General features: G+C 58.2%; 23 protein-coding genes. 17 read left to right on the forward strand and 6 right to left on the reverse strand.

Going from position 1 to position 22263, the window contains the following annotated elements; translation table 11 throughout:
• Positions 1 to 11 precede the first annotated feature (11 nt).
• The gene (locus MHY13_RS05065) at positions 12 to 374 is read left to right on the forward strand and encodes a hypothetical protein (protein ID WP_204608594.1); all 363 of its coding nucleotides are present in this window, start codon (positions 12 to 14) and stop codon (positions 372 to 374) included.
• Positions 375 to 495: 121 nt separating this feature from the next.
• On the opposite strand, the gene MHY13_RS05070 is transcribed toward MHY13_RS05065, so the two are convergent.
• Together MHY13_RS05070 and MHY13_RS05075 are read right to left on the reverse strand one after the other, a co-directional pair.
• Entirely contained in the window at positions 496 to 825 is a 330-nt protein-coding gene (locus MHY13_RS05070; protein ID WP_049377454.1) for a transglycosylase family protein, read from the reverse strand.
• 182 nt (positions 826 to 1007) lie between these two features.
• On the reverse strand, positions 1008 to 1859 hold the full coding sequence (locus MHY13_RS05075; protein WP_239234647.1) for a DUF4439 domain-containing protein: 852 nt from the start codon (positions 1857 to 1859) through the stop codon (positions 1008 to 1010).
• Between the two features lie 38 nt (positions 1860 to 1897).
• Here MHY13_RS05075 and rimP point away from each other — a divergent pair, with 38 nt between their 5' ends.
• From rimP to infB, 4 genes are all read left to right on the forward strand, one after another.
• Positions 1898 to 2437, forward strand: coding sequence for a ribosome maturation factor RimP (gene rimP, locus MHY13_RS05080; RefSeq protein ID WP_005325182.1), 540 nt, complete (start codon positions 1898 to 1900; stop codon positions 2435 to 2437).
• A gap of 23 nt (positions 2438 to 2460) precedes the next feature.
• The gene (gene nusA / locus MHY13_RS05085) at positions 2461 to 3477 is read left to right on the forward strand and encodes a transcription termination factor NusA (RefSeq protein WP_239281745.1); all 1017 of its coding nucleotides are present in this window, start codon (positions 2461 to 2463) and stop codon (positions 3475 to 3477) included.
• Positions 3478 to 3561: 84 nt separating this feature from the next.
• Entirely contained in the window at positions 3562 to 3909 is a 348-nt protein-coding gene (locus MHY13_RS05090) for a YlxR family protein (RefSeq protein ID WP_204608600.1), read from the forward strand.
• A gap of 106 nt (positions 3910 to 4015) precedes the next feature.
• On the forward strand, positions 4016 to 6850 hold the full coding sequence (gene infB / locus MHY13_RS05095) for a translation initiation factor IF-2 (protein WP_239281756.1): 2835 nt from the start codon (positions 4016 to 4018) through the stop codon (positions 6848 to 6850).
• Between the two features lie 129 nt (positions 6851 to 6979).
• Here infB and MHY13_RS05100 read toward each other — a convergent pair whose 3' ends face one another.
• A complete protein-coding gene (locus MHY13_RS05100) occupies positions 6980 to 7420 on the reverse strand; it encodes a hypothetical protein (protein ID WP_005325175.1) in 441 nt (146 codons plus the stop codon).
• Between the two features lie 925 nt (positions 7421 to 8345).
• On the opposite strand from MHY13_RS05100, the gene rbfA reads away from it, so the two are divergent.
• From rbfA to MHY13_RS05125, 5 genes are all read left to right on the forward strand, one after another.
• The gene (rbfA, locus tag MHY13_RS05105) at positions 8346 to 8789 is read left to right on the forward strand and encodes a 30S ribosome-binding factor RbfA (RefSeq protein ID WP_150851478.1); all 444 of its coding nucleotides are present in this window, start codon (positions 8346 to 8348) and stop codon (positions 8787 to 8789) included.
• Entirely contained in the window at positions 8790 to 9752 is a 963-nt protein-coding gene (locus MHY13_RS05110) for a bifunctional oligoribonuclease/PAP phosphatase NrnA (protein WP_239281758.1), read from the forward strand.
• A gap of 20 nt (positions 9753 to 9772) precedes the next feature.
• Complete coding sequence (locus MHY13_RS05115; RefSeq protein WP_239281760.1) at positions 9773 to 11089, forward strand: MATE family efflux transporter; 1317 nt, start codon at positions 9773 to 9775, stop codon at positions 11087 to 11089.
• Between the two features lie 86 nt (positions 11090 to 11175).
• Positions 11176 to 11988 (forward strand): metallophosphoesterase, encoded by an 813-nt coding sequence (locus tag MHY13_RS05120; protein ID WP_239281762.1) that lies wholly within the window; start codon positions 11176 to 11178, stop codon positions 11986 to 11988.
• On the forward strand, positions 11985 to 12659 hold the full coding sequence (locus tag MHY13_RS05125) for a 4'-phosphopantetheinyl transferase (RefSeq protein ID WP_239281773.1): 675 nt from the start codon (positions 11985 to 11987) through the stop codon (positions 12657 to 12659). The genes MHY13_RS05120 and MHY13_RS05125 overlap by 4 nt, the downstream gene beginning before the upstream one ends.
• On the opposite strand, the gene truB is transcribed toward MHY13_RS05125, so the two are convergent.
• The gene (gene truB, locus MHY13_RS05130; protein WP_239228349.1) at positions 12656 to 13549 is read right to left on the reverse strand and encodes a tRNA pseudouridine(55) synthase TruB; all 894 of its coding nucleotides are present in this window, start codon (positions 13547 to 13549) and stop codon (positions 12656 to 12658) included. The genes MHY13_RS05125 and truB overlap by 4 nt on opposite strands.
• A gap of 23 nt (positions 13550 to 13572) precedes the next feature.
• On the opposite strand from truB, the gene MHY13_RS05135 reads away from it, so the two are divergent.
• From MHY13_RS05135 to MHY13_RS05150, 4 genes are all read left to right on the forward strand, one after another.
• Positions 13573 to 14595, forward strand: coding sequence for a bifunctional riboflavin kinase/FAD synthetase (locus MHY13_RS05135; RefSeq protein WP_239228348.1), 1023 nt, complete (start codon positions 13573 to 13575; stop codon positions 14593 to 14595).
• Positions 14596 to 15528 (forward strand): nucleoside hydrolase, encoded by a 933-nt coding sequence (locus MHY13_RS05140; protein ID WP_200435518.1) that lies wholly within the window; start codon positions 14596 to 14598, stop codon positions 15526 to 15528.
• Between the two features lie 168 nt (positions 15529 to 15696).
• Positions 15697 to 15966 carry a 30S ribosomal protein S15 gene (gene rpsO, locus MHY13_RS05145; RefSeq protein WP_005278802.1) on the forward strand — a complete coding sequence of 90 codons (270 nt, stop codon included), beginning with the start codon at positions 15697 to 15699 and terminating at the stop codon, positions 15964 to 15966.
• Positions 15967 to 16109: 143 nt separating this feature from the next.
• Positions 16110 to 18356 (forward strand): polyribonucleotide nucleotidyltransferase, encoded by a 2247-nt coding sequence (locus MHY13_RS05150; protein ID WP_239228346.1) that lies wholly within the window; start codon positions 16110 to 16112, stop codon positions 18354 to 18356.
• 97 nt (positions 18357 to 18453) lie between these two features.
• On the opposite strand, the gene MHY13_RS05155 is transcribed toward MHY13_RS05150, so the two are convergent.
• Together MHY13_RS05155 and MHY13_RS05160 are read right to left on the reverse strand one after the other, a co-directional pair.
• Complete coding sequence (locus MHY13_RS05155; protein ID WP_239282103.1) at positions 18454 to 19158, reverse strand: AMIN domain-containing protein; 705 nt, start codon at positions 19156 to 19158, stop codon at positions 18454 to 18456.
• A 107-nt stretch (positions 19159 to 19265) separates the two neighbouring features.
• Positions 19266 to 19655, reverse strand: a complete 390-nt coding sequence (locus MHY13_RS05160; RefSeq protein ID WP_239194439.1) for a VOC family protein — start codon at positions 19653 to 19655, stop codon at positions 19266 to 19268.
• Between the two features lie 144 nt (positions 19656 to 19799).
• Between MHY13_RS05160 and dapB the strand changes: the two genes are divergently transcribed.
• Genes dapB through dapA form a run of 3 tightly spaced genes read left to right on the forward strand, consistent with a single transcriptional unit; the run spans position 19800 to position 22261 of the window.
• Complete coding sequence (gene dapB, locus MHY13_RS05165; protein WP_200435522.1) at positions 19800 to 20546, forward strand: 4-hydroxy-tetrahydrodipicolinate reductase; 747 nt, start codon at positions 19800 to 19802, stop codon at positions 20544 to 20546.
• Positions 20547 to 20549: 3 nt separating this feature from the next.
• Positions 20550 to 21296, forward strand: coding sequence for an FAD-dependent thymidylate synthase (gene thyX / locus MHY13_RS05170; RefSeq protein ID WP_150851383.1), 747 nt, complete (start codon positions 20550 to 20552; stop codon positions 21294 to 21296).
• Between the two features lie 56 nt (positions 21297 to 21352).
• Entirely contained in the window at positions 21353 to 22261 is a 909-nt protein-coding gene (gene dapA, locus MHY13_RS05175; protein WP_239281775.1) for a 4-hydroxy-tetrahydrodipicolinate synthase, read from the forward strand.
• The last annotated feature ends 2 nt before the right edge of the window (positions 22262 to 22263 follow it).

Here is a 22263-nt window from a genome sequence, read left to right on the forward strand (position 1 = left end):
CCGTGGAAGGTATGAACTTTCAAAAGAATGGGCTTTCCACGGTGCTTTCAGCAATGGGCGTATTGCACTTTGTGAAGCCGAAGACTTTCGAATCCATTGTTCCGCCGCAGCTGCCAGGCCCTGCGCGCTTTTATAACTTTGCTTCGGGCCTGTGGGAGATTGCCACCGGTGCTTTGCTTCGCCGCCGCGCCACCCGCGGCTTCGGCGGTGCTTCCGCACTCGCGCTCTTTGCTGCGGTGTGGCCGGCCAATATGTACCACGCCTGGATTGAGCGCAAGGCAGGGTGGGCAAAGAAGCTCTACCACATCATCCGCCAGCCGCTGCAGGTGTTGTTGATGATGTATGCCTGGAATATCGCCAAGCATGAGGCATAAAGCCGCCTTGGCTGCATGCTAGCCAGTTAGGTCAAGCACAAAACCGGCCTGCTCCCTTACTCCGCGGGGTTTCGCGGGATGGGGAGGAGGCCGGTTTCGTGTTAAATGCCGAGGCTATAAACTAGCCGGCGACGGGGCCGCCGCAGTTAGGCCAAGCGCCAGCACCCTGGGTGGCTAGGACGCTTTCGGCCACGGCAATTTGCTGCTCGCGGGTTGCCTGGTCAGCGGTCGGGGCGTACTGAGTGCCGCCATTGGCAGCCCAGGTCTGCGGGTTGAACTGCAGGCCGCCCTGGTAACCGTTTCCGGTATTGATGTGCCAGTCACCGCCGGACTCGCAAGCAGCTACCTGATCCCAGGCGCTAGCCGGTGCGGCGGTAGCAGCAGGCGCGGCCAAGCCAGCAAGGCCGAGTGCTGCGGCGGATACGGTCAACATGGTCTTCTTAGAACGCATTGAGAGGAAACTCCTTCTCTTTGTGTCTGTTTAGCTTGCGGAATCTCCTGCAAGCTCATGGTGAACCAACCTACGCACGCTAGAGGAGCCGAAGCAATGCATAGGGCCGTAGAGGTTGCTGCCATTTCGCTGGCCCGTTGTCAGGGGATGGACAGGTGGGGGCTGGCCGGGGTGGTAGTGGTCTAGCGCATGCCGTGGGACTCTGCCGCGATGCCAATGAGCCACGTAACCCATTCCTGATCCGGGGATTCTTCCTGCGCTGCACCCGTTGCGGCAGCGGACCACTTGCGGCCGTCGTGTTCGGCAAGGCCATCGATAAAGGCCAGGGCGGAAGCAGAATCGTGGGGCAGTTCTTGCTCTCCGGAGGTATAGGCCGACTCCGGCTGCGGAATGTTGCCGTAACGGGCAAGTGCGTCCTGGAGGGCGTCGATGCGGCGATGATGAACAGCGAGGCGATGATCCACCTTATCCTCGTGCTCGGGGCCAACGTAGGCGCGGGCGAAATCTAGACCGTATACCTGCTCATACTCCCAGCTCAGAAGATCGGCAGCGCTTTTTTGCTCCGGTTGGGAAAGCTCGGGAATATCGGGGGCATCGCCGGGCAGCCAGGCATTGAGCGCGATGGCCTGCTCGGTAACTAGGGTGCGCGATTCAACGGTGACCTCATCGGCGGCCTCGGTGGTAGCGGAGGCGGCATTTTCCATAATTTCACCAGAGTCTGCGGCGTGATTGGCCTCGGTAGGGCGCTCTACCTCGCAGGAGCGTGGGGGATTGCCGGCATCATCCGTGCCGCATAGCCGCGTAATTTCGGCATAAAGGGCATCCGCCTGGGAGCTGCGCAGCCCCGCGGCATGGTCATCGACGCCGCTGAGGGACAAGGCGTCGGTGGCGGCGGCGTCGGCAAGCGCCAGCAGCCTGCTCTCTGGCCGCGGGCCAAAATAGTCGACGACGGAATCAACCGCTTGGCACCCAGCCAAGGCGGGCAGGGTGGCGGTTGTGGCTACGAGGGTCAAAGCTATACGTCGGCGGTTCACGCAAAAGACTGTACCCCGTAGCACGTAGGCTAGTGGGCATGGCTTTCCCAGATGCACAACAATTGACCGATCTCCTGCAACCCAAACTAGCTGAGCGGGGATTGGACGTAGAAGACATTAAAACCACCAAAGCGGGAAAGAAATCCCAAGTCATTATCCGTATTGATGGTGATAAACGCCCTAGCTCCGATGTGCTGGAGGAAGTATCCAACGAGATTTCTGCCTTCTTTGATGACAAGGAAGCGCAAGGAGAGCTGAACTTCGGCGCCGGCTATACCTTGGAGGTCTCCACCCCCGGCGTGGACTTGCCGCTCACCGCCCCGCGCCACTGGCGCCGCAATCGGGGGCGCAAGGTCTCCTTTGACCTTGGCGATGGCAAGACTCAATCGGCGCGCATTGGCGCGCTTAACGACGCCGCCGATGCCGTAATCCTCATCACGGCAAGCAAAAAGGACGTGCAGGCGCGCGCCGAACGATTGGAAAACATTGCCCGGGCAGTGGTAGAAATTGAGTTTGCACAGCCGTCCGAACAGGAACTTGAGGCAGTGCGAAAGACGTTTGAAGAAGCCGAGAACTAACCGGCAACCGAGAGGAATGACAAGTGAATATTGATCTACAGGCACTTCGTACCATCGAGTCCGAGCGCAACGTCCCCGTAAAGGACTTGCTGGAAGCGATTGCGGGTGCCTTGTTGTATTCCTACCTGGATTACCGCGAGTCTAATGCTGGCGGCAAGGTAGAAGGCGCCAAGTCCCGCGTCGATATCGACGCCACCACCGGTGCGGTCAGCGTCATTGTCTCGGAGCGCGACCCAGAAACTGGGGAAGTAACCACTGAATACGATGACACCCCGGAAAACTTTGGACGCGTGGGCGCGCAGGCCGTGCGCGAGGCCATCCTGCGCAAGTTGCGCGAGGCTGAGGCAGAGCGCACCTATGATTCCTACTCGGAGCTTACGGGCCGCGTTGTCAGCGGCATCGTCCAGCGCGATGCGCGCGCTAATGCCCGCGGCATCGTCGTGGTCCAGCTGGGCTCTGAGCTGGAGTCCCAGGATGGCATCTTGCTGCCGGCCGAGCAGATTCCGGGTGAAAAGCTCGAGCATGGTGACCGCATTAAGGCCTATGTCGTAGGCGTTAACCGCAACGGCGCCCAGGTACAGATCAATCTCTCCCGCACCCACCCGGAGCTGGTGCGTGGCCTTTTCGAGCTCGAAGTTCCAGAAGTTGCTGATGGCACCGTAGAAATGATTGCCATCGCCCGCGAGGCAGGACACCGTTCCAAGGCGGCTGTTGTGGGTCATGCCAAGGGCCTGAACGCTAAGGGAGCGTGCATCGGCCCGCGCGGTCAGCGCGTCAATAACATCATGCGCCAGCTTGGCGGTGAAAAGATTGACATTATCGACTTCAGCGAGGATCCAACGGTCTACGTAGGCAACGCATTGGCTCCCTCGAAGGTGGTCAAGGTCACCGTTGTAGACAACGAGGCGCAAATCGCGCGCGTGGTGGTGCCGGATTACCAGCTGTCTCTGGCTATTGGTAAAGAGGGGCAGAATGCCCGTCTTGCTGCCCGTTTGACCGGTTGGAAGATCGATATTCACTCGGACGCTGACGCTAATTAAGGATCTGCGCTTTTGTAGCGTAGGCTAGTAAACGGCCCAGTTGCAGATTGGGGCATATTGGCGACGCGAAAAGTAAGGAGTTGAATGTCTGAGAGAGTAAGACTCCGGACCTGCATCGCTACTCGCCGCCGCCTGCCAGATACGGACTTGCTACGGGTGGTCATCGACCACGATGATCCGCACGGCCGCCGTCTGGTAGCAGATCCACACCGCCGGCTTCCCGGCCGTGGGGCGTGGATTAGCCCCACTCTTTCTGCACTCGAGCTAGCGGAGCGCAAACGCGCCTTCAAGCGCGCGCTTCGCACGTCCGCACCCGTGGACACAGGTCAGGTACGGCAGTACTTGGAAGCGCATAGCGGACAGGTACCTAGCGTGGAAAACGCCGCGTTGGATTCGTACGAACCAGAGTTACAAAGGAAGACCGAACACTGATGAGCGCACAACGATGAAGCATCAGCGATGAAAGTCCTACACACCTAACTAGGGGTCAGGCCAGTTTCCGCGGCCTTGACTCCTAGTCGATACCAAGAGGAGACAAGTGCCCGGAAAGCTACGTGTTCACGAGCTCGCAAAGCAGCTCGGAGTAACCAGCAAGGAACTGCTCGCCACCCTGAAAGAACAGGGTGAGTTTGTAAAGACTGCTTCTTCCACCATCGAACCGCCGGTGATTAAGAAGATGCGAGCTCATTATGAAGCACAGTCGGGCGGCGATGACGCCGCCGAGAAGAAGCAAGACAATAAGCCTGCCAAGGGTGCCGCTAAGAGCACTACAAAGGAGGGCGCTCCTAAGCCAGGTGCGAAGGCCGCTGCACCCAAGCCGGGCGCAGAGGCGCCAAAGCCAGGCGCGAAGGCCGCTGGACCGAAGCCTGGCCAGGGCGCACCGAAGCCGGGACAGGGTGCTGCTGCTAAGCCGGGCGCAAAGCCAGCTGCCCCGAAGCCTGGTGCTAAGCCTGCTGCACCGAAGCCTGGCCAGGGCGCACCGAAGCCTGGCCAGGGCGCACCGAAGCCAGGACAGGCTGGCGGCAAGAAGTCGGGCGAGCGCCCGACCCCAGGCAATTCCATGCCTCGTCCAATGCCGAAGCCAGGCGGTTCCCGTCGCGTAGCCAATAACCCGTTCTCCACGGGTGGCGGCGACAACCGTCCGGGCCCCCGCCCAGGCGGCTCCAAGGGGCAGCGTGGCGGCAATAAGCCAGGCGATAACCGCGGTAAGCGCGGTGGCCAGAACGAGGGCGGAAATAACCGCCAGGGTGGCAATAACCAGGGTGGCGGCGGTCGTCGTCCATCCCCGGCCATGATGCCGTCCCACCCGAACCCTGCGTCGATGCCGTCTAAGGCACCGAGCGGCGGTGGACGTGGTGGTCGCGGTCGAGGCGGTCGCGGCGGTCCGAGTCACGGTGGCCCAGGTGGTGGCCGTCCAGGCGGTTTCCGCGGAGGCGGACGCGGCGGACGTCGCGGCGGCACCGCGGGTGCATTCGGCCGCCCAGGTGGCGCTCCACGTAAGGGCAAGAAGTCCAAGCGTCAGAAGCGCCATGAGTACGAGGAGCAGCAAAAGCATGTCGTAGGCGGCGTGCGCTTGCCAGACGGCAAGGGCCAGACCGTCCGCCTGCGTCGTGGCGCATCCCTGTCTGACTTCGCCGAGAAGATCGGCGCGGATCCAGCAGCACTGGTGCAGGCACTGTTCAACCTCGGTGAAATGGTGACGGCAACCGCTTCCGTATCGGAAGATACGCTGCAGCTGCTTGGCTCCGAGATCAACTACAACGTCGAGGTCGTCTCCCCTGAGGACGAGGACCGCGAGCTGCTCGAGTCCTTCGACCTGAAGTTCGGCGAGGACGAAGGCGACGAGGAAGCACTGGAGAATCGTCCTCCAGTCGTCTCCGTTATGGGTCACGTTGACCACGGTAAGACCCGCCTGTTGGACGCCATCCGTAAGACCAACGAGGGCGCCCGCGAGGAAGGCGGCATCACCCAGGGCATTGGTGCCTACCAAACCACGGTGGACGTGGACGGCGAGCGCACCATCACCTTCTTGGATACCCCGGGCCACGAGGCCTTTACCGCCATGCGTGCCCGTGGTGCTAAGTCCACCGACTTGGCCATCCTCGTGGTTGCCGCCGATGACGGCGTCATGCCACAGACCGTGGAGGCCATCAACCACGCCAAGGCTGCCGATATTCCGGTCGTCGTGGCTGTGAACAAGGTGGATAAGCCGGAAGCTCAGCCGGATAAGATCCGTGGCCAGCTCACCGAGTACGGCCTGGTTCCGGAAGAGTACGGCGGTGACACCATGTTCGTGGATATCTCCGCGAAGCAGGGCAAGAACATTGACCAGTTGCTTGAGTCGGTCATCTTGACCGCGGATGCCGCCTTGGAGCTGACCGCTAACCCGGACATGGACGCACAGGGCGTGGCCATTGAGTCGCACCTGGATCGCGGCCGTGGTCCGGTGGCAACGGTCATCATTCAGCGCGGTACCTTGCACGTGGGTGACTCAATCGTCGTCGGTGATGCGCACGGTCGTGTCCGCCGCATGCTCGATGAGTTCGGCGAAGACGTCAAAGAGGCTGGCCCATCCCGTCCGGTGCAGGTCCAGGGCCTGTCCGGCGTGCCGGGTGCAGGCGATAACCTGCTCGTGGTGGAAGATGACCGCGTTGCCCGCCAGATTGCTAACCAGCGTGATGCGCGCAAGCGCTCTGCCCTGCAGGCCAAGCAGCGAAAGCGCGTCTCCCTGGAGGATCTGGACAAGGTATTGCAGGAGACTTCGACCCTCAACCTCATCCTCAAGGGCGACAACGCCGGTTCCGTCGAGGCACTGGAAGATGCCCTGCTGGATATCAAGACCGAGGACGAAGTCGAGCTCAACATCATCGACCGTGGTGTCGGTGCTGTGACCGAGACCAACGTATCTCTTGCAGCGGCTTCCGACGCCGTCATTATTGCCTTCAACACCCGTGCGGAGGGCAAGGCGACGGAGATGGCCACCCAAGAGGGCGTGGATATTCGCTACTACACGATTATCTACAAGGCCATCGAAGAGGTCGAGGCTGCGCTCAAGGGCATGCTCAAGCCGATTTACGAGGAACGCGACACCGGTGCTGCCGAAATCCGCGCCCTGTTCAAGTCCTCCGCGGTGGGTACCATCGCCGGCTGCATGGTTACCGAGGGCAAGGTTGTCCGCAACGGCAAGGTTCGCCTGCTGCGCGATAACAACGTCATCACTGCCGACGCCAAGATTGAATCCTTGCGCCATGAAAAAGATGACGCAACCGAAATCAAGGCCGGCTACGAGTGCGGTATGGTGCTCTCTTACCCGGATATTCAGGTAGGCGACATCATCCAGGCCTACGAAGAGGTCGAGGTTCCGCGTACCTAGTCCGCAAGCGGCGTAAATAAAATCGCCAGGTGTTTCCCCGATTGGGGAAGCCCTGGCGATTTTATTTGCAGCTTCTGCTGAACTTTAGTATTTAAACTATCTAGACAGGTTTACGACAAGTTGGGTTTGCTAATGCGTGCCTTGTTTAGCAGAGAAGTTGAGGAATGCAAGAAATTTTTCGGCCTTGATTTGGGGCTCACCAAGCAGGTCGAATACCCAGTCCTCAAGTGGGAGCATTTCCTTGTTGCCATCGTTGAACCGAAGGCCGATACTATTTTCCGTAGCCTCGCCGTGGGCCAAGTCCGACCACGTTCCAGTGCGTTTCGAAAGTAGCCATTGGCCCAAAACGTAGGTGATTCCTATTCTTCCTTCTTCGGCTTTTGTGCTGGAAGTGAGCAACCTGTGCAGTACCACTTCACTAATCTGTTCTTGATCGTTTAGCCACTCTTGCGTGAGTTTAGCCCTTTCGAGGCAGCTTGCTGCTTTGTTCGGAGCATCGGCGTGAAACTCATTTAAAGGCTGGGGCGTGACGCTCGCTGTTTCTGGCTTAGATTGGTTTTGGTCTTGCAAATCCTAGGTCCTTAGATGCCATACTCCGTTTCCCCAGTTGCTTTCGTAATTGCAACTTGCTCTTCTCGCCCAATTAGCTGTCGCTGGGTCTTTACGTAACTCCTTCAGCGATCTTTCACACTGATCTTTTGTGTCATAAAGGAAGTTTCCGATGTCGGCGGTGGCAATATTTGAGGAAAGAAGGAGGGAAAATGCTGATACAATCGCGATGATTAGGGTCCTCATTCTGCTGCGTGTATCTAGCATTCTTGAATACCGTCCATTCGCTTTGTCGGAGACCATTCAAAGTTCCTCCGCGAATGTGCTTTTACCAACAGGCATTGTGTGTCGAAATCAAATGCAACGATTACTTTGACGTTCATATCAAAATCGCAATCGTTATAGACTTGAATTGCGCCCTTTTCCTTCTCAGAATGAATGCAAGCAGGAACAGGATCTCCCGGGCTTCTTTCCCCTGTGGAATATGGTTGCAGGCTTGGGGCGCCGTCAGAATCTACATTGAGAATGACGAATTGAGGGGATCGTTAAGCGTTTCATTTGTGGCAGAGGCTGGAGGGACTGCAAAGCCGCCGAGGATACAAGCGGCGGTAGTGATCGATGCGGCTATTTTATAAGGTTTCACGTTTCTCCATTCAGGCTCGTGGTGGGGTGAAACACTTTTGACCATAGTTTCGGAAACGTTTTAATTCAAGGGGTCCATAAGATATATATATATATGGTTTTATTGCATGTTCGAGATCCTCAGAATTGCCTTCATGTGCAGTTAATTTTCTGCCACAGGACATGCATGCGGAGTAGTGTAAGATGGACACAATTTTATAGATCTTGGTAGAGATTTATAGATCTTGGTAGAGATTTATAGATCTTGGTAGAGATTTATAGATCTTGGTAGAGATCGATAGTTCGACGGAGAGGGAGTTGCACCATGGTTGACCACGCGCGTGCTGCACGAATGGCCAAGCGTATTAAGGAAATCGTGGCGAGTGCCATAGAACGCGAGATCAAGGATCGCCGCCTCGAGTTGGTGACCATCACAGATACTCGAGTGACGGGCGACCTGCACGATGCCACCGTTTTTTATACCGTGCGCGGAAAAGACATTGACTCCGAGCCAGACTTCGCACAAGCAGAAGAAGCCCTCAAGCGCGCTAAAGGTCAGCTGCGCAAGATTGTGGGCGATCAACTCTCGGTGCGGTTTACCCCGACGCTAACCTTCGAGGTCGATACCGTTCCGGAGGCCTCTGCTCATATGGAAGAACTTCTGGCCCGTGCTCGCGCCCGCGATGAAGAACTGGCAAAGCTGAAGGAAAACGCCCAGCCGGCAGGGGATGCGAACCCGTATAAGACCTCCGATGAAGACGAGGCTTAAGTGACCAAGAAGCAATATGAGCCGGCAGTTGCCGCTTTGCACGATGCTCATAGCATCTGCATTGTGACGCACCTGCGGCCGGATGCCGATGCCATCGGCTCTGCTGCGGCGTTGCTGCTCGCGCTGCGCCAACGGGGCAAAGACGTGTGTGCCGTTGTGGGCCAGGAGCGGGAAATTTCCCGTAACCTTTACACCATTCCTGCCGCCGACGACGTCACCACTAGCCTTAAGCTGCCGGAAAGCTATGACCTCTACGTCACCGTTGATTGTGGTTCTTTGGACCGAACGGGGTTCTTTGCGGATCGGATTGATCAGCTAGCCAAGCAGGGCCGGGTTCTGTGCATTGACCATCATTCTTCTAACCCAGGGTTTGGTGCCATCAATGTGGTGGACACTGAATGTGAATCCACCACCGTGGTGTTGCTGAGAATCCTGGATTCACTGGAGATTCAGATTGACCGGCATATTGCGCACTGCTTATATGCCGGCTTGATGACCGATACTGGCAGTTTCCGCTGGGGTAGGCCGGCTATGCACGATATTGCCACCCGCCTCATGCACTACGATCTCGATACCAAGCAGATCGCAGCTGACCTTTTAGATTCCACCACACCGGACGATCTTCAGATGATCGGTAGGGTACTGGCCGGTTTGCGCCTCGAAGAAGCAGGGGAGCACACCCTAGGCATTCTCGTCGCGCGTCTGGAAGATATCCAGGGACACTCCGATTCGGCTGTCGAATCACTAGTGGAGTTCGTTCGCGCGCTAGAAGGAACCACCGTCGGCGTGGTGTTTAAGGAACAAGCTCCGGAGGTGTGGGCAGTTTCCTTGCGTTCTTCTCGCATCGATTGTTCTTCGGTGGCGCTAACCTTCGGCGGTGGCGGACATGTACCGGCCGCGGGCTATACCGCTCACGGGGCTCCGGAAAAAATTATTAAGGAATTGGTGGCCGCTATCCAATGAGAAATAGGCAGACGGATGGAATGAACGCTCAGGATCGCTCCACCGCTGGCACGGTAACCGCACGCGAGGTCTTTGGCCTCGCGTTTCCCGCGCTTGGCGTACTTGCGGCCATGCCGCTCTACCTTTTGCTAGATACCGCGGTTGTTGGTCGTCTAGGTGCCCAAGAGCTCGCCTCACTTGCTGCAGCCACCACAATTCACTCCGTGGTGACGACGCAGTTGACTTTCTTGTCCTACGGCACGACCGCTCGTTCTGCTCGGCTCTTTGGCTCCGGCAAGCGCGAAGCGGCGGTTGCAGAAGGCGTGCAGGCCACCTATGTGGCTCTAGGAGTAGGCGGGTTGCTCGCGGTAATCATGTGGATTTTCGGCGGAGTATTTGCCCGCGCCTTAACCGGTGATCCCACCACGGCCGCCGGGACGGCCTTGTGGCTGCGCATCGCAGCTCTGGCTATTCCCGTTACTTTGGTGGAGATGGCCGGAAATGGCTGGATGCGCGGTGTCCAAGATACGAAGAAGCCACTGTACTTTACTTTGTCTGGCATGATTCCCGGCGCTATTGCGGTGCCCATTTTCGTCCATTTCTGGGGGCTGGCAGGCTCGGCTATTGCCACGGTATTAGGCATGAGCATTATTGCTGCGCTATTCGTCCGCGAATTGCATAAGGAACATACCGGCTCCTGGCAATTTCAGTGGCATGTGGTACGCGAACAGCTCATCTTAGGCCGCGATCTCATCCTGCGTTCGGCTAGTTTCCAGGTGGCCTTTCTTACCGCCACGGCTGTGGTTTCCCGCGTTGGTACCGCTTCTTTGGCCGGTCACCAGATCATGATGCAGCTGTGGAACTTCATGTCCCTCATCTTGGATTCGTTGGCCATTGCCGCGCAATCATTGACTGGTGCTGCACTAGGTGCTGGCTCTGCGCGGCACGCACGAAGTGTGGGCAGCAAGGTGGCGTTGTACTCTACGATTTTCTCTGGTCTCTTGGCTGTCGTATTTGCTGCTGGTGCAGGGATTATTCCGCGCATCTTCACCTCCGCTCCGGAAGTGCTCGATGCCATCTCCCAGCCGTGGTGGATCCTGGTAGCCATGGTTATCGGCGGTGGCGTGGTCTTCGCCTTCGATGGTGTCTTGCTGGGCGCGGGCGATGCTGCGTTCCTGCGCACGCTGACCATTTCTTCGGTCCTGGTGGGATTTTTGCCGGGCGTTATCTTGGCGCACTTCATGGGTACGGGCTTAACCGGCGTGTGGTGTGGCCTCGCCGCTTTCATTGCTTTCCGCATGGTGGGTGTGGTCTACCGGTTCCGTTCGATGAAATGGGCCGTAGTACAGAAGCGCTAGCTGCGCTAAAGTGGGCGTGTTCATACTCTCGCGCGGTGCTCGGCTCCGTGCAGCGCGCAGACTCTAGGAAGGCGGGTGAGAAACCTATGCCAACAGTGTGGGCGGTTTCTGACCTGCATGGAGCGGTCAAAACCAATAGCGAGCGCATTGATCAGCTCACCCCGCCCGATCCCGCAGATTGGCTCATTGTGGCCGGGGACGTTGCAGAACGCACCGATCTCATCGTTCGCATTTTGCGCCAGCTCAATGATCGCTATGCCAGGGTCATCTGGGTGCCGGGCAACCATGAGTTATTCTCTCGCTCCCAGGATCGGTATCAAGGTCGAGATAAGTATGCGCACCTGGTGGAAAGGTGCAGGGAAATTGGAGTTATTACTCCAGAAGACCCGTATCCGGTATTTCACGGGACTACCATCGTTCCGCTATTTACTTTGTATGATTACAGTTTCCGTCCGCATGGCCTTAGCGTGGACGAAGCCATTGACGCGGCGCGCGCAAAACAACTGATGATGACCGATGAGTTCGCCATCGCCCCCTTCGTAGACGTGCGGGCGTGGTGTTGGGACAGGTTGGCCTATTCCATCAAGCGCCTTTCCCGAGTACATGGTCCTACCGTGCTGGTTAACCATTGGCCGTTGGTCCAAGAACCAACCATGCTGTTGCGCTTTCCGGAAATTGCCTTGTGGTGCGGAACCAGGCATACGCGGTCGTGGCCGCGGCGCTATAACGCGGAGTCGGTCATCTATGGGCACCTGCATATGCCGTCTCGCATGAATGTGGATGGCGTTGACCACATCGAGACGTCATTGGGGTATCCACGCGAATGGCAGGGGCGCGACAGCGCCCAGGCGTGGCCGTATCCGGTACTGCGTTCTTTTGAAGGGGAGGAGGCACGATGATGTATCCAGAGCTATTTCCTGAAAGTGCGCGCTATTGCTATGTACGCACGGATTCGGGTTACGCGGATTTGGCTAATTTTGAAGGCCTCGCGGCCGAAGAAAAGTCTTTGGTTTCCCAGGCCGTTGATGTACGCAAGGCCGAGTTCGGAGATGCTCGGTGGTGTGCGCACCGAGCCTTGCAGGAATTGGGGGCCAGCCCGGCGACGCCGATTTTGCGCGGTGAGCGCGGCATGCCGCTGTGGCCAGAAGGCTTTGTCGGCTCGATGACGCATACCGAGGGGATGCGGGCTGCGGTGGTTGCCCCTACCTCAGCCTTAAAATCCGTAGGCCTGGATGCAGAACCCGCCGAACCGCTGCCGGATCATGTGCTCACCATGATCGCCCGAGCGGGGGAGATGCCGCAGCTTTTACGGCTTCGTGAGGCGGGGATTACCTGCCCGGATCGTTTGCTCTTCTGCGCCAAAGAGGCCACGTATAAGTCGTGGTTTCCCATGACTTTTCGCTGGCTGGACTTTGACCAGGCAGAAATCGACCTGCGCGAGGATGGCACGTTAATTTCCTATATTTTGGCTAGGCCCACACCGGTGCCTTTTATTACCGGGCGCTGGGTAATTCGAGACGGCTACGTTATCGTCTCCACCTCGGTTCCGGCTTTAGACTTTAGCCACTAAAGGGTAGAAGGCCGTGCCACAAACACGGTGGCCAGGCGCTTGCCTTTTTCTTTAATGAGCGCCACGGCTTGGCCATTAGGGGCCACAGCAGCGTGGACGCCCTTGAGTCCGCGGGGCTCAAGCCATTTGCCCATGGCGAGGGCGGCTGCCTCCTCCTCTGTGACGGAAAGGACGGGGAAGCAGCGAGCCAGGGCCTCATCCAAGCTGAGGGAAAGGCGCGGGGATTCGGCAAGGGCGTCGAGCGAGAGGGCGTCGGCAAGTGCAAAAGGGCCCACCTCAGTGCGGCGCAGGGCTGTCAGGTGCCCGCCCACCTGCAGCGCCTCGCCCAAATCGCGGGCCAGGGAGCGAATATAGGTACCGGAAGAACAATCCACCGTGACGTCTAGATCGATGTAGTCGCCCTCGCAGCGCTCTGCCAGAACGTCAAACTTATCAACCGTTACTGGGCGGGCGGGAATGTCTACCTCCTGGCCCTCCCGCACCAGCTCATGGGCGCGGCGGCCGTTAATTTTAATAGCGGATACGGCCGCGGGCTTTTGCATAATATCGCCGGTGAGCTTGGCAATCTCTGCCTCGATTGCGGCGCGGTCAATGGCCGCAGCGCTAGCACCCCAGGAGTATTCTCCCTCGGCGTCATCGGTTGTGGTGGTGGCGCCGAGGCGAATGGTAGCGTCATAGGACTTAGTGGAGGCAACCATGTGGGCCAAGAACTTGGTGCCACGCTCCACACCAAGAACCAGCACGCCGGTGGCCATGGGGTCGAGGGTGCCGGCGTGGCCTACCTTCTTGGTGTGAAAGTACCTGCGTAGGCGGCCGACGACATCGTGGGAGGTCATGCCGGCGGGTTTGTCTACGATGACGAGTCCGGAGTTTGCGAGCGCATCAGTCATAGCCTCTAAGTCTATGCTCTACGATGGTCTGCGTGGATATTTGGTACGGAATCGATGACATCCCCGCGGAAGTGGGCCCAACGTCAGTAACCATCGGCGTCTTTGACGGCCTGCACCGCGGCCATCAGCAGCTCATCTCCGCCTGCGTGGAGCACGCACGCGCTCATGGTGAGCGCCCTGTCATGGTGACCTTTGACCCGCACCCGGTGTCGGTATTCCTCCCAGAGCGTGCGCCCCTGTCGGTGTTGAGTTTTGAACGCCGACTGGAATTGGCCGAAGAGATGGGCATTGCTGCCGTGCTCGTTATTGACTTCACCCGCGACCTTGCTGGGGTGGAGCCACGGCCCTACGTAGAAGATTTATTGGTAGGAAAGCTCGCAGCCCAGCACATCGTGGTAGGAGAGAACTTCACTTTTGGCGCCGGCGCGACCGGAACCGCCCAGGCTATGCAGGACTTTGGTGCCGAGTTTGGCTTTAGCGTGGACATCGTTCCGCTGCTGGATGATAAGGGCGTGCGCATTTGCTCGACCCACATCCGTGAGTGCCTTGCACACGGGGACATCGAATCCGCTAATTGGGCGCTTGGTCGCCATTTCACCGTGACCGGACCCGTAGTGCGCGGCGCAGGCCGTGGTGGCAAGGAACTCGGATTCCCCACGGCCAATCAGTATTTCCCGGATACGGTGGCCATCCCGGCCGATGGTGTGTACGCGGGCTGGTTCATCGTCCACTCTGATTCCTCTATCGAGGGGGATATGCGGCCTGGCGTGGCCTATGCGGCCGCTATTTCCGTAGGCACCAACCCCACCTTTGGCGACGAGGAGCGCTCTATCGAGTCCTTCGTGCTCGACCGCGACGCTGACCTGTACGGCTACGAGGCTACGGTGCATTTCGTAGGCCACATTCGCGATATGGTGAAGTTCAATTCCGTAGACGAGCTGCTAGAAGCGATGGCCAATGACGTAGCCAAGGCCCGCCAGGTGCTCGCTGCCGATGCGAAGGCGCAGGGCTGGACCGCGAAAGATTACTTCCTGCGGGAGAAATAAATGAAGGCGATTCTCGATCTTGATACCGGCATTGATGATGCCCTAGCGCTGGCGTATGCCATCGCCCATCCGGACCTGGACCTAATAGGCGTGACCTGTACGTACGGCAACGTGACCGTGCCTTTGGCCGTGCGCAACACCCTGGCTCTTCTAGAGCTGCTGGGCCAAGACGATATTCCAGTGTTTGCCGGGCCTAGCCCGGATGGGTTTCGGCCAAGTGAGATTTCTTCCTTTATCCACGGCCACAACGGCGTGGGGGAGGTCCTGCTTCCGCCGGCAACCACCCAGGCGCAGTCCCAACCAGCGGCCGAGTTCCTCATCGAGGCCGTGCACGAACACGGAGATGATCTAGTAATCATTCCCACCGGCCCGTCCACCACGATTGCTGACGCCATGCAGCAAGACCCTTCCTTTGCCACATCCGCACACCTAGTGATGATGGGTGGGGCTCTTACCGTTCCTGGCAACGTCACGCCATGGTCTGAGGCCAATATCTCCCAGGATCCGGAAGCTACCGATTACCTCTTCCGCCACACGAGCGATACCACCATGGTGGGCTTGGATGTCACCTTGCGCACCCTTTTGACCACAGCGGAGTCCGCTCGTTGGCGCGCTACCGGCACCCACGCCGGCCGGATTTTTGCGGACATGGTGGACTATTACATCCGCGCCTACGCCACCACATCGCCGCACTTGGGCGGGTGCGGCCTGCACGATCCATTGGCCGTTGCGGTGGCAGCAGATGCCACGCTTGTCGACGTCCTATCTATAAACCTCAAGACTGACACCACCGGCCCTACCCGTGGACGGACAATCGCGGATGAAAAGCGATTGGACGCGCCGCCCACCGCCCGAGTGGCTGTGGGCGTGGATAGTGAGCGTTTTGTGCGAGAGTTTGTCGAACGTCTTGAGACGCTCTTCAGCGAGCTCTAAAAGCACAGCCTAGAAGCCGTGTGTTTTGATTTTCTCTGCCTGGGCGCTGTAAGGTGTTTGTTTGGCTTAGCGACTGCGGTTCACAGCAGTTGCGGCACGCACAAGTCACGCGCGCAGCGCAGGCTTAAGCGTCACGATAATGTGGACTGAAATAAAGGAGAAATACTCATGGCATTGACCACTGAGAAGAAGGCCGAAATCCTCAAGGAGTACGGCCTGCACGAAACCGATACCGGTTCCCCTGAGGCACAGGTTGCCCTGCTGACCTCCCGCATCAATACTTTGACCGAGCACCTGAAGTTCCACAAGCACGATCACCACTCCCGTCGTGGTCTGCTGCTGATGGTTGGTCGCCGTCGTGGCCTGCTGAAGTACTTGGCTGAGAACAACGTCGATCGCTACCGTGATCTGATCTCTCGCCTGGGTCTGCGCCGTTAATTTCGGCCCAGCTTCGGCCACCTCGCCCCGCCCTTTGGCGGGGCTTTTGTGGTTTTTCTGTTAGAATTTGACACCGTTGTCATAGACAAAATCGACCAGGCGGCATCGACGATCGCCTAAACCACTCAAGGAGACATTTTTTAATGAGCGTTCAGAACTCCGTCGAGTTCAATATTGACGAGGACTTTGGCATTACCGAGGCCATTGCCACGCTAGACAATGGTGACTTTGGCACCCGCACCCTGCGCTTTGAAACCGGCCAGCTGGCCCGGCAGGCAGACGGCTCCGTGACCACCTACTTGGACGATGACACCATGTTGTTGGCCACGACCACTGCGTCCAACCAGCCGCGCGAAGGATTTGATTTCTTTCCGCTGACTGTGGATGTAGAAGAGCGCATGTACGCGGCCGGCAAGATTCCAGGCTCCTTTTTCCGCCGTGAGGGCCGTCCGTCTTCTGAAGCCATCCTGGCATGCCGCCTTATCGACCGCCCGCTGCGCCCAACCTTTGTCAAGGGCCTGCGCAACGAGGTTCAGGTCGTTGTCACCGTGATGTCCCAGGATCCGGAAGAGTACTACGACGTCGTTGCTATCAACGGCGCTTCCGCCGCCACCCAGCTGTCCGGCTTGCCCGTTTCCGGCGCTGTCGGCGGTGTCCGCATGGCACTGATCGCTGATGATAAGCACCCCGAGGGCCAGTGGGTGGCTTTCCCGAACCACGAGCAGCACGAGCGCGCTCTCTTTGAGATGGTCGTTGCCGGCCGCATTGTCAAAAAGGGCCGCAAGGACGACGTAGCCATCATGATGGTCGAGGCCGGTGCCGGCACCAACGTTGCTGAGCGCATTGCCGACGGCGCCCCTGCACCGCAGGAAGCAACCGTTGCTGAAGGCTTGGAAGCAGCAAAGCCATTCATTAAGACCTTGTGCGAAGCCCAGAACGGTCTGGCGGAGCGTGCCGCCAAGGAAACCCAGGAGTTCCCACTCTTCCCGGCATACGGCGATGATGTCTTCGCGGCAGTGGAAAAGGCTGCTACCAAGAAGCTAGAGAAGCTGCTGACCATTCCGGGCAAGCAGGAACGTGACGACGCCACCAATGAATACATGGAGCAGGTCGAAGAAAAGCTCTTGGACCAGTTCGAGGACTTGGAAGAGTCCGATGCGTCTAAGCAGATTCGCGGCGCTTATAACGCTTTGATGAAACAGATCGTACGCCAGAAGATCCTCTCCGAGGGCTTCCGTATCGATGGCCGCGGCGTTACCGATATCCGTGACCTATCCGTTGAGGTGGACCTGGTTCCGCGTGCTCACGGTTCCTCCCTGTTCGAGCGCGGTGAGACCCAGATTCTGGGTGTTACCACCCTGGACATGCTCAAGATGGAGCAGCAGATTGATTCCCTGACCCCGGTGGAATCCAAGCGCTACATGCACCACTACAACTTCCCGCCATTCTCCACTGGTGAGACTGGCCGCGTGGGCTCCCCGAAGCGCCGCGAGATCGGCCACGGTGCATTGGCCGAGCGCGCTCTGCTTCCGGTCATCCCATCCCGTGAGGACTTCCCATACGCCATCCGCCAGGTCTCCGAAGCCTTGGGCTCCAATGGCTCTACCTCCATGGGCTCTGTATGTGCCTCTACCTTGTCCCTCTACAATGCCGGTGTTCCGCTGAAGGCTCCGGTAGCTGGCATCGCTATGGGCCTGGTTTCTGGCGAGGTAAATGGCAAGGAGAAGTTTGTCGCCCTGACCGATATTCTCGGCGCCGAGGATGCCTTTGGCGATATGGACTTCAAGGTCGCCGGTACCTCTGAGTACATCACCGCCCTGCAACTGGACACCAAGTTGGATGGCATCCCGTCCAAGGTCCTGGCCCAGGCACTGGAGCAGGCTCGCGATGCCCGCTCTACCATCCTGGAGACCATGGCTGAGGTCATCGATACCCCGGACGAGATGTCTGGCCTTGCACCGAAGATCACCTCCGTGAAGATCCCGGTTAATAAGATCGGCGAGCTCATCGGACCAAAGGGCAAGACCATCAACCAGATCACCGAGGAAACTGGCGCCGATGTCTCCATCGAGGATGACGGAACCGTCTACGTTTCCGCTGCCACCGGTGAGGCTGCGGATGCTGCCATCGATAAGGTGAACTCCATTGCTAACCCGCAGCTGCCGAAGGTAGGAGAGCGCTTCCTGGGCACCGTGGTAAAGACCGTGCCGTTCGGCGCATTCGTTTCCCTAACTCCGGGCCGCGACGGCTTGATCCACATTTCCAACCTGGGCGGCGACGAGCGCATCGAGAGGGTAGAAGACGTCATCAACGTTGGCGATAAGGTTCAGGTAGAAATCGCGGATATCGATAACCGCGGCAAGATTTCCCTGGTTCCGGTTGAGGACTAATCCCTAAACCCAAAGAAAGGCTCTGCCTTCCAGTTCACTCGCTGGAAGGCAGAGCCTTTCTTCGTAGGTGTGCAACATTTAGAGGCGCCGCTATACCTTAGTTCTGGAAGTCGATGACAACGCGCGATGGGTCCTTCAGATACGTCACGGAGTAGGCGGTCTTCTTCTCTAGACCGATAATGAGCTGGGTTTGCGCCTCAAAGGTGGTGGTGTAGTTGACTGCACTGACCACCCCGGCACCAGGGGTAGTGCCTGGTTGCATGTACTTTTCTTTTAGCTCTGGGGTAGAAGGCCACGGTGTTCCCTCAATGCCGAGGTTGAGGAAAGTATTTCCTTGGACCTCGACTGATTTTCCGGATGCCTGTTGGGCGGGGCTATCGGTATAGGTCGTAAACCAGCCCGGTTCACCTTCGCCCTCTAGGTCGATGACGACTCGGGTGAAGCCATCGTGTGCTCCCACTCGCACACCCGTGGGGATGAGGTTTCCGAGACTCTCTGGCATATGCTGTTGGTCCTCGAGCGAGGCCGTGCCCATACCGGCGAATGCCAGTGGGGCTGAGTCCTGGGGGAGCTTCTGCTTTTCTGCATCCGCTGCAGAGGTACTGCGCGGGGCAGAAGTAGCGGCGGGGGTAGCGGAGGAGGTCTGAACTTCAGCGGTGTCGGTAGCTGACTGAACCTCACTGAAAGTTGGTGCGCCTGCCTGCGTAGTTTCTTCATCGGAACAAGCGGCAAGTGCTAACGCGCATCCTGCACTGATGGCCACGGCGAGAGGGCGAGAGAAAATTGAGGGAGACAAATTCATCACTTCCTTGGTGCTTACCGTGTCGTTACACCCATTCTACTGGGGCAGATGGGACAAGCATTAGGAAGTGATGCAATTGTTAACCCATGTGAGAGGGGAGGGTGCGGCTACTTCTTTAGTTCAACCAGCTGAATAAGGTTGCCCACGGTGTCATCGAATACAGCGATGATGGACGGGCCAACATCGGTGGGCTCCATGGTGAACTTCACGCCCTTGTCACTGAGCTCTTTGTATTCTTTTTCCACATCGGCGGACAGGAACTGCGTGACCGGAATACCGTCAGCTTTGAGTGCTGCGGCGTAGTTTTTGGCGGCGGGGTGGCCCTTCGGTTCCAGAAGCAGCTCGGTATTTCCCTCATCTTCAGCATTGGTGACGGTGAGCCACCGAAAATCGCCGTGAGTTACATCATCCTTAACTCGGAAGCCAAGGGTATTGACGTAAAAATCGTGAGCGCGGGCAACGTCGTCTACAGGAACGGAAGCGATATATATCTGCATGCCCGCCATCCTAGTGAGAGTGAGGGGGGGCATCGTCGGAGAGCGCAAGTCCGTTCCAAGGAAGGCGAGGAATTGTGCAACCCCCATGCGCGTTAGGATGGGGAGAAAAGTACTACCGATGTGGCTGAAGAAGGAGAACACACCATGGCTATCAAGGTTGGCGTACTAGGCGCTCACGGACGCGTAGGCCAGGCAATCGTTGAAGGCGTCAACGCGGAAGATGACCTAGAGCTGGTGGCAGAAATTGGCCGCGATGATGATTTGCAGCAGCTTATCGACGCCCACGCAGAGGTCATCGTGGACTTTACCCAGCCAGATTCCGTAATGGGAAACCTGGAATTCTGCATCGCCCACGGAATCCACTGCGTGGTGGGAACCACCGGCTTTGATAAGGAGCGCTTGGCTCAAGTAGAGGAGTGGACCAAGCAGGACGGTGCCGGCAATGTCCTCATTGCGCCGAACTTTGCCATTTCTGCGGTGCTCACGATGGTGCTAGCTAAGCAGGCTGCGAAGTTCTTCGAAACGGCAGAGGTTATTGAGTTCCACCACCCAACCAAGTTGGATGCACCGTCCGGTACTGCGATCCATACCGCTGAGGGAATTGCCGCCGCCCGCAAGGAGGCTGGTCTGGGAGACATGCCGGATGCTACGGAAAAGCAACTCGATGGTGCTCGCGGCGCCACTGTCGATGGCATTCCGGTACACGCGGTTCGCACCCGTGGCATGGTGGCACACGAGGAGGTCATCTTTGGTGCGCAAGGTCAGTCGTTGACCATCCGCCAGGATTCTTATGACCGCGCGTCCTTTACTCCGGGCGTGCTGGTGGGCGTGCGCCAGATTGCAGATCACCCGGGCCTAGTCGTAGGCCTCGATAAGTACCTGGGGCTTTAAGCCATGGCTAAAGCAAGTGAGCTAGATATTCAGCTCATTGCCGCAACACAGTTCCACGCCCCGCAGGGCGTGGAGTGGCACGCGGATGACTCGGCCTCTGATGGGGAAGCACTTGTCGAGTTCGCTGGACGGGCGTGCTACGAGTCTTTTGATAAGCCAAACCCCCGGACAGCAACCAATGAAGCCTACCTGCACCACATCATGGAGGTAGGCCATACTGCGTTGCTTGAGCATGCCACGGCCACCATGTACATCACGGGGCTGTCGCGGTCGGCGAGCCATGAGCTCGTGCGGCACCGGCACTTTTCTTTCTCGCAGCTCTCCCAGCGCTTCGTTCACCCGGAGGAGACCGAGGTGGTTCTACCAAAACTGGTAGCCGAAGACGAGCAACTAAGTCGATTGGTAATGCAAGCGGTAGATGAGACTCGCTTTGTTTACGATGAACTGCTTAGCGCACTGGAAGAGAAGCTGGATGAGCCCAACGCTCTCCTGCGCAAAAAGCAGGCCCGTCAGGCGGCGCGTGCTGTGTTGCCAAACGCCACAGAAACGCGCATCGTTGTCACTGGCAACTATCGTGCGTGGCGGCATTTTATTGGTGCACGGGCCGCCGAGCAGGCGGACGAGGAACTCCGCCACGTTGCGGTGGAGTGCCTGAAACTGCTGCAAAGCAAGGCTCCAGTGCTCTTTGATGATTTCAATATCACCACTCTTGCTGATGGGACCCAGATGGCGGCAAGCCCCTACGCCTAACACGCGCGTGACCCCGATGCGGCTAATTGCAAGCCAAAAGGGTAATCTTGACGGCTATGAGCACAGGTATGACAGCAAAGACTGGCGTCGACACCTTTGGACGCATCGGCATCGCCATGGTCACCCCGTTTGACCGTGACGGTGCGCTGGACGTTGCAGCAGGTCGTCGCCTAGCAGCTCATCTCGTTGACAATGGCGTTGATTCGCTCATCCTTGGTGGAACCACCGGCGAATCACCGACCACTTCAGTTGAAGAGAAGCTGGAGCTGCTCAAAGCCGTAAAGGAAGAAGTAGGAGACCGCGCAAAGCTTTGTGCCGGTGCCGGAACGAATGACACCGCAACCTCCATTAAGTTGGCTCAGGCCACCGCTGACGCGGGGGCAGACAGCCTGCTGGTGGTAACTCCGTACTACTCCAAGCCTTCTCAAAAGGGCGTTTACGAGCACTTTGCCGCAGTCGCGCAAGCCACGGATCTACCGATCTGTGTCTATGACATCCCTGGCCGCTCGGGCATCCCAGTGGCGCCGGATACCCTCCGCCGCCTTGCGGATTTGCCGACCATCCAAGCCGTAAAGGACGCCAAGGGCGACCTTCCTGCGGCCGCAGAACTCATCCAAGAAACCGGTTTGGCTTGGTATTCCGGTGATGATCCGATCAACCTGCCGTGGCTTTCCCTCGGCGCATCTGGTTTCATCTCCGTTATCGGCCATGTTGCACCGCGTGCCTTGGTAGAACTTTATGAAGCTTTCGACGCGGGCGATATGGCCCGCGCCCGAGAAATCAATGTCACTACGCTCCTTCCGCTAACCCATGCACAAGCTCGGTTGGGCGGAGCGACGTTTGCAAAGGAAGCCCTGCGCCTGCAGGGCATCGAAGTTGGCGATACCCGTCTTCCTATCACCGCTGCGAGCGGGGAGGAACGCGAGGAACTTCGCCGTGATCTGGAACAATCTGGAGTCCTCTAAGA

Source organism: Corynebacterium sp. ACRPE (assembly GCF_022347435.1).
GTDB classification, from domain to species: Bacteria; Actinomycetota; Actinomycetes; order Mycobacteriales; family Mycobacteriaceae; genus Corynebacterium; species Corynebacterium tuberculostearicum_D.

What these genes read in the sequence shown, in the direction of transcription:
- MHY13_RS05065 (WP_204608594.1), top strand. Translation starts at nt 12, where the DNA reads ATGAACTTTCAAAAGAATGGGCTTTCCACGGTGCTTTCAGCAATGGGC.
- MHY13_RS05070 (WP_049377454.1), bottom strand. Translation starts at nt 825, where the DNA reads ATGCGTTCTAAGAAGACCATGTTGACCGTATCCGCCGCAGCACTCGGC.
- rimP (WP_005325182.1), top strand. Translation starts at nt 1,898, where the DNA reads ATGGCTTTCCCAGATGCACAACAATTGACCGATCTCCTGCAACCCAAA.
- MHY13_RS05090 (WP_204608600.1), top strand. Translation starts at nt 3,562, where the DNA reads ATGTCTGAGAGAGTAAGACTCCGGACCTGCATCGCTACTCGCCGCCGC.
- rbfA (WP_150851478.1), top strand. Translation starts at nt 8,346, where the DNA reads ATGGTTGACCACGCGCGTGCTGCACGAATGGCCAAGCGTATTAAGGAA.
- MHY13_RS05115 (WP_239281760.1), top strand. Translation starts at nt 9,773, where the DNA reads ATGAACGCTCAGGATCGCTCCACCGCTGGCACGGTAACCGCACGCGAG.
- MHY13_RS05120 (WP_239281762.1), top strand. Translation starts at nt 11,176, where the DNA reads ATGCCAACAGTGTGGGCGGTTTCTGACCTGCATGGAGCGGTCAAAACC.
- MHY13_RS05125 (WP_239281773.1), top strand. Translation starts at nt 11,985, where the DNA reads ATGATGTATCCAGAGCTATTTCCTGAAAGTGCGCGCTATTGCTATGTA.
- truB (WP_239228349.1), bottom strand. Translation starts at nt 13,549, where the DNA reads ATGACTGATGCGCTCGCAAACTCCGGACTCGTCATCGTAGACAAACCC.
- MHY13_RS05135 (WP_239228348.1), top strand. Translation starts at nt 13,573, where the DNA reads ATGGTCTGCGTGGATATTTGGTACGGAATCGATGACATCCCCGCGGAA.
- MHY13_RS05140 (WP_200435518.1), top strand. Translation starts at nt 14,596, where the DNA reads ATGAAGGCGATTCTCGATCTTGATACCGGCATTGATGATGCCCTAGCG.
- rpsO (WP_005278802.1), top strand. Translation starts at nt 15,697, where the DNA reads ATGGCATTGACCACTGAGAAGAAGGCCGAAATCCTCAAGGAGTACGGC.
- MHY13_RS05150 (WP_239228346.1), top strand. Translation starts at nt 16,110, where the DNA reads ATGAGCGTTCAGAACTCCGTCGAGTTCAATATTGACGAGGACTTTGGC.
- MHY13_RS05155 (WP_239282103.1), bottom strand. Translation starts at nt 19,158, where the DNA reads ATGAATTTGTCTCCCTCAATTTTCTCTCGCCCTCTCGCCGTGGCCATC.
- MHY13_RS05160 (WP_239194439.1), bottom strand. Translation starts at nt 19,655, where the DNA reads ATGCAGATATATATCGCTTCCGTTCCTGTAGACGACGTTGCCCGCGCT.
- dapB (WP_200435522.1), top strand. Translation starts at nt 19,800, where the DNA reads ATGGCTATCAAGGTTGGCGTACTAGGCGCTCACGGACGCGTAGGCCAG.
- thyX (WP_150851383.1), top strand. Translation starts at nt 20,550, where the DNA reads ATGGCTAAAGCAAGTGAGCTAGATATTCAGCTCATTGCCGCAACACAG.
- dapA (WP_239281775.1), top strand. Translation starts at nt 21,353, where the DNA reads ATGAGCACAGGTATGACAGCAAAGACTGGCGTCGACACCTTTGGACGC.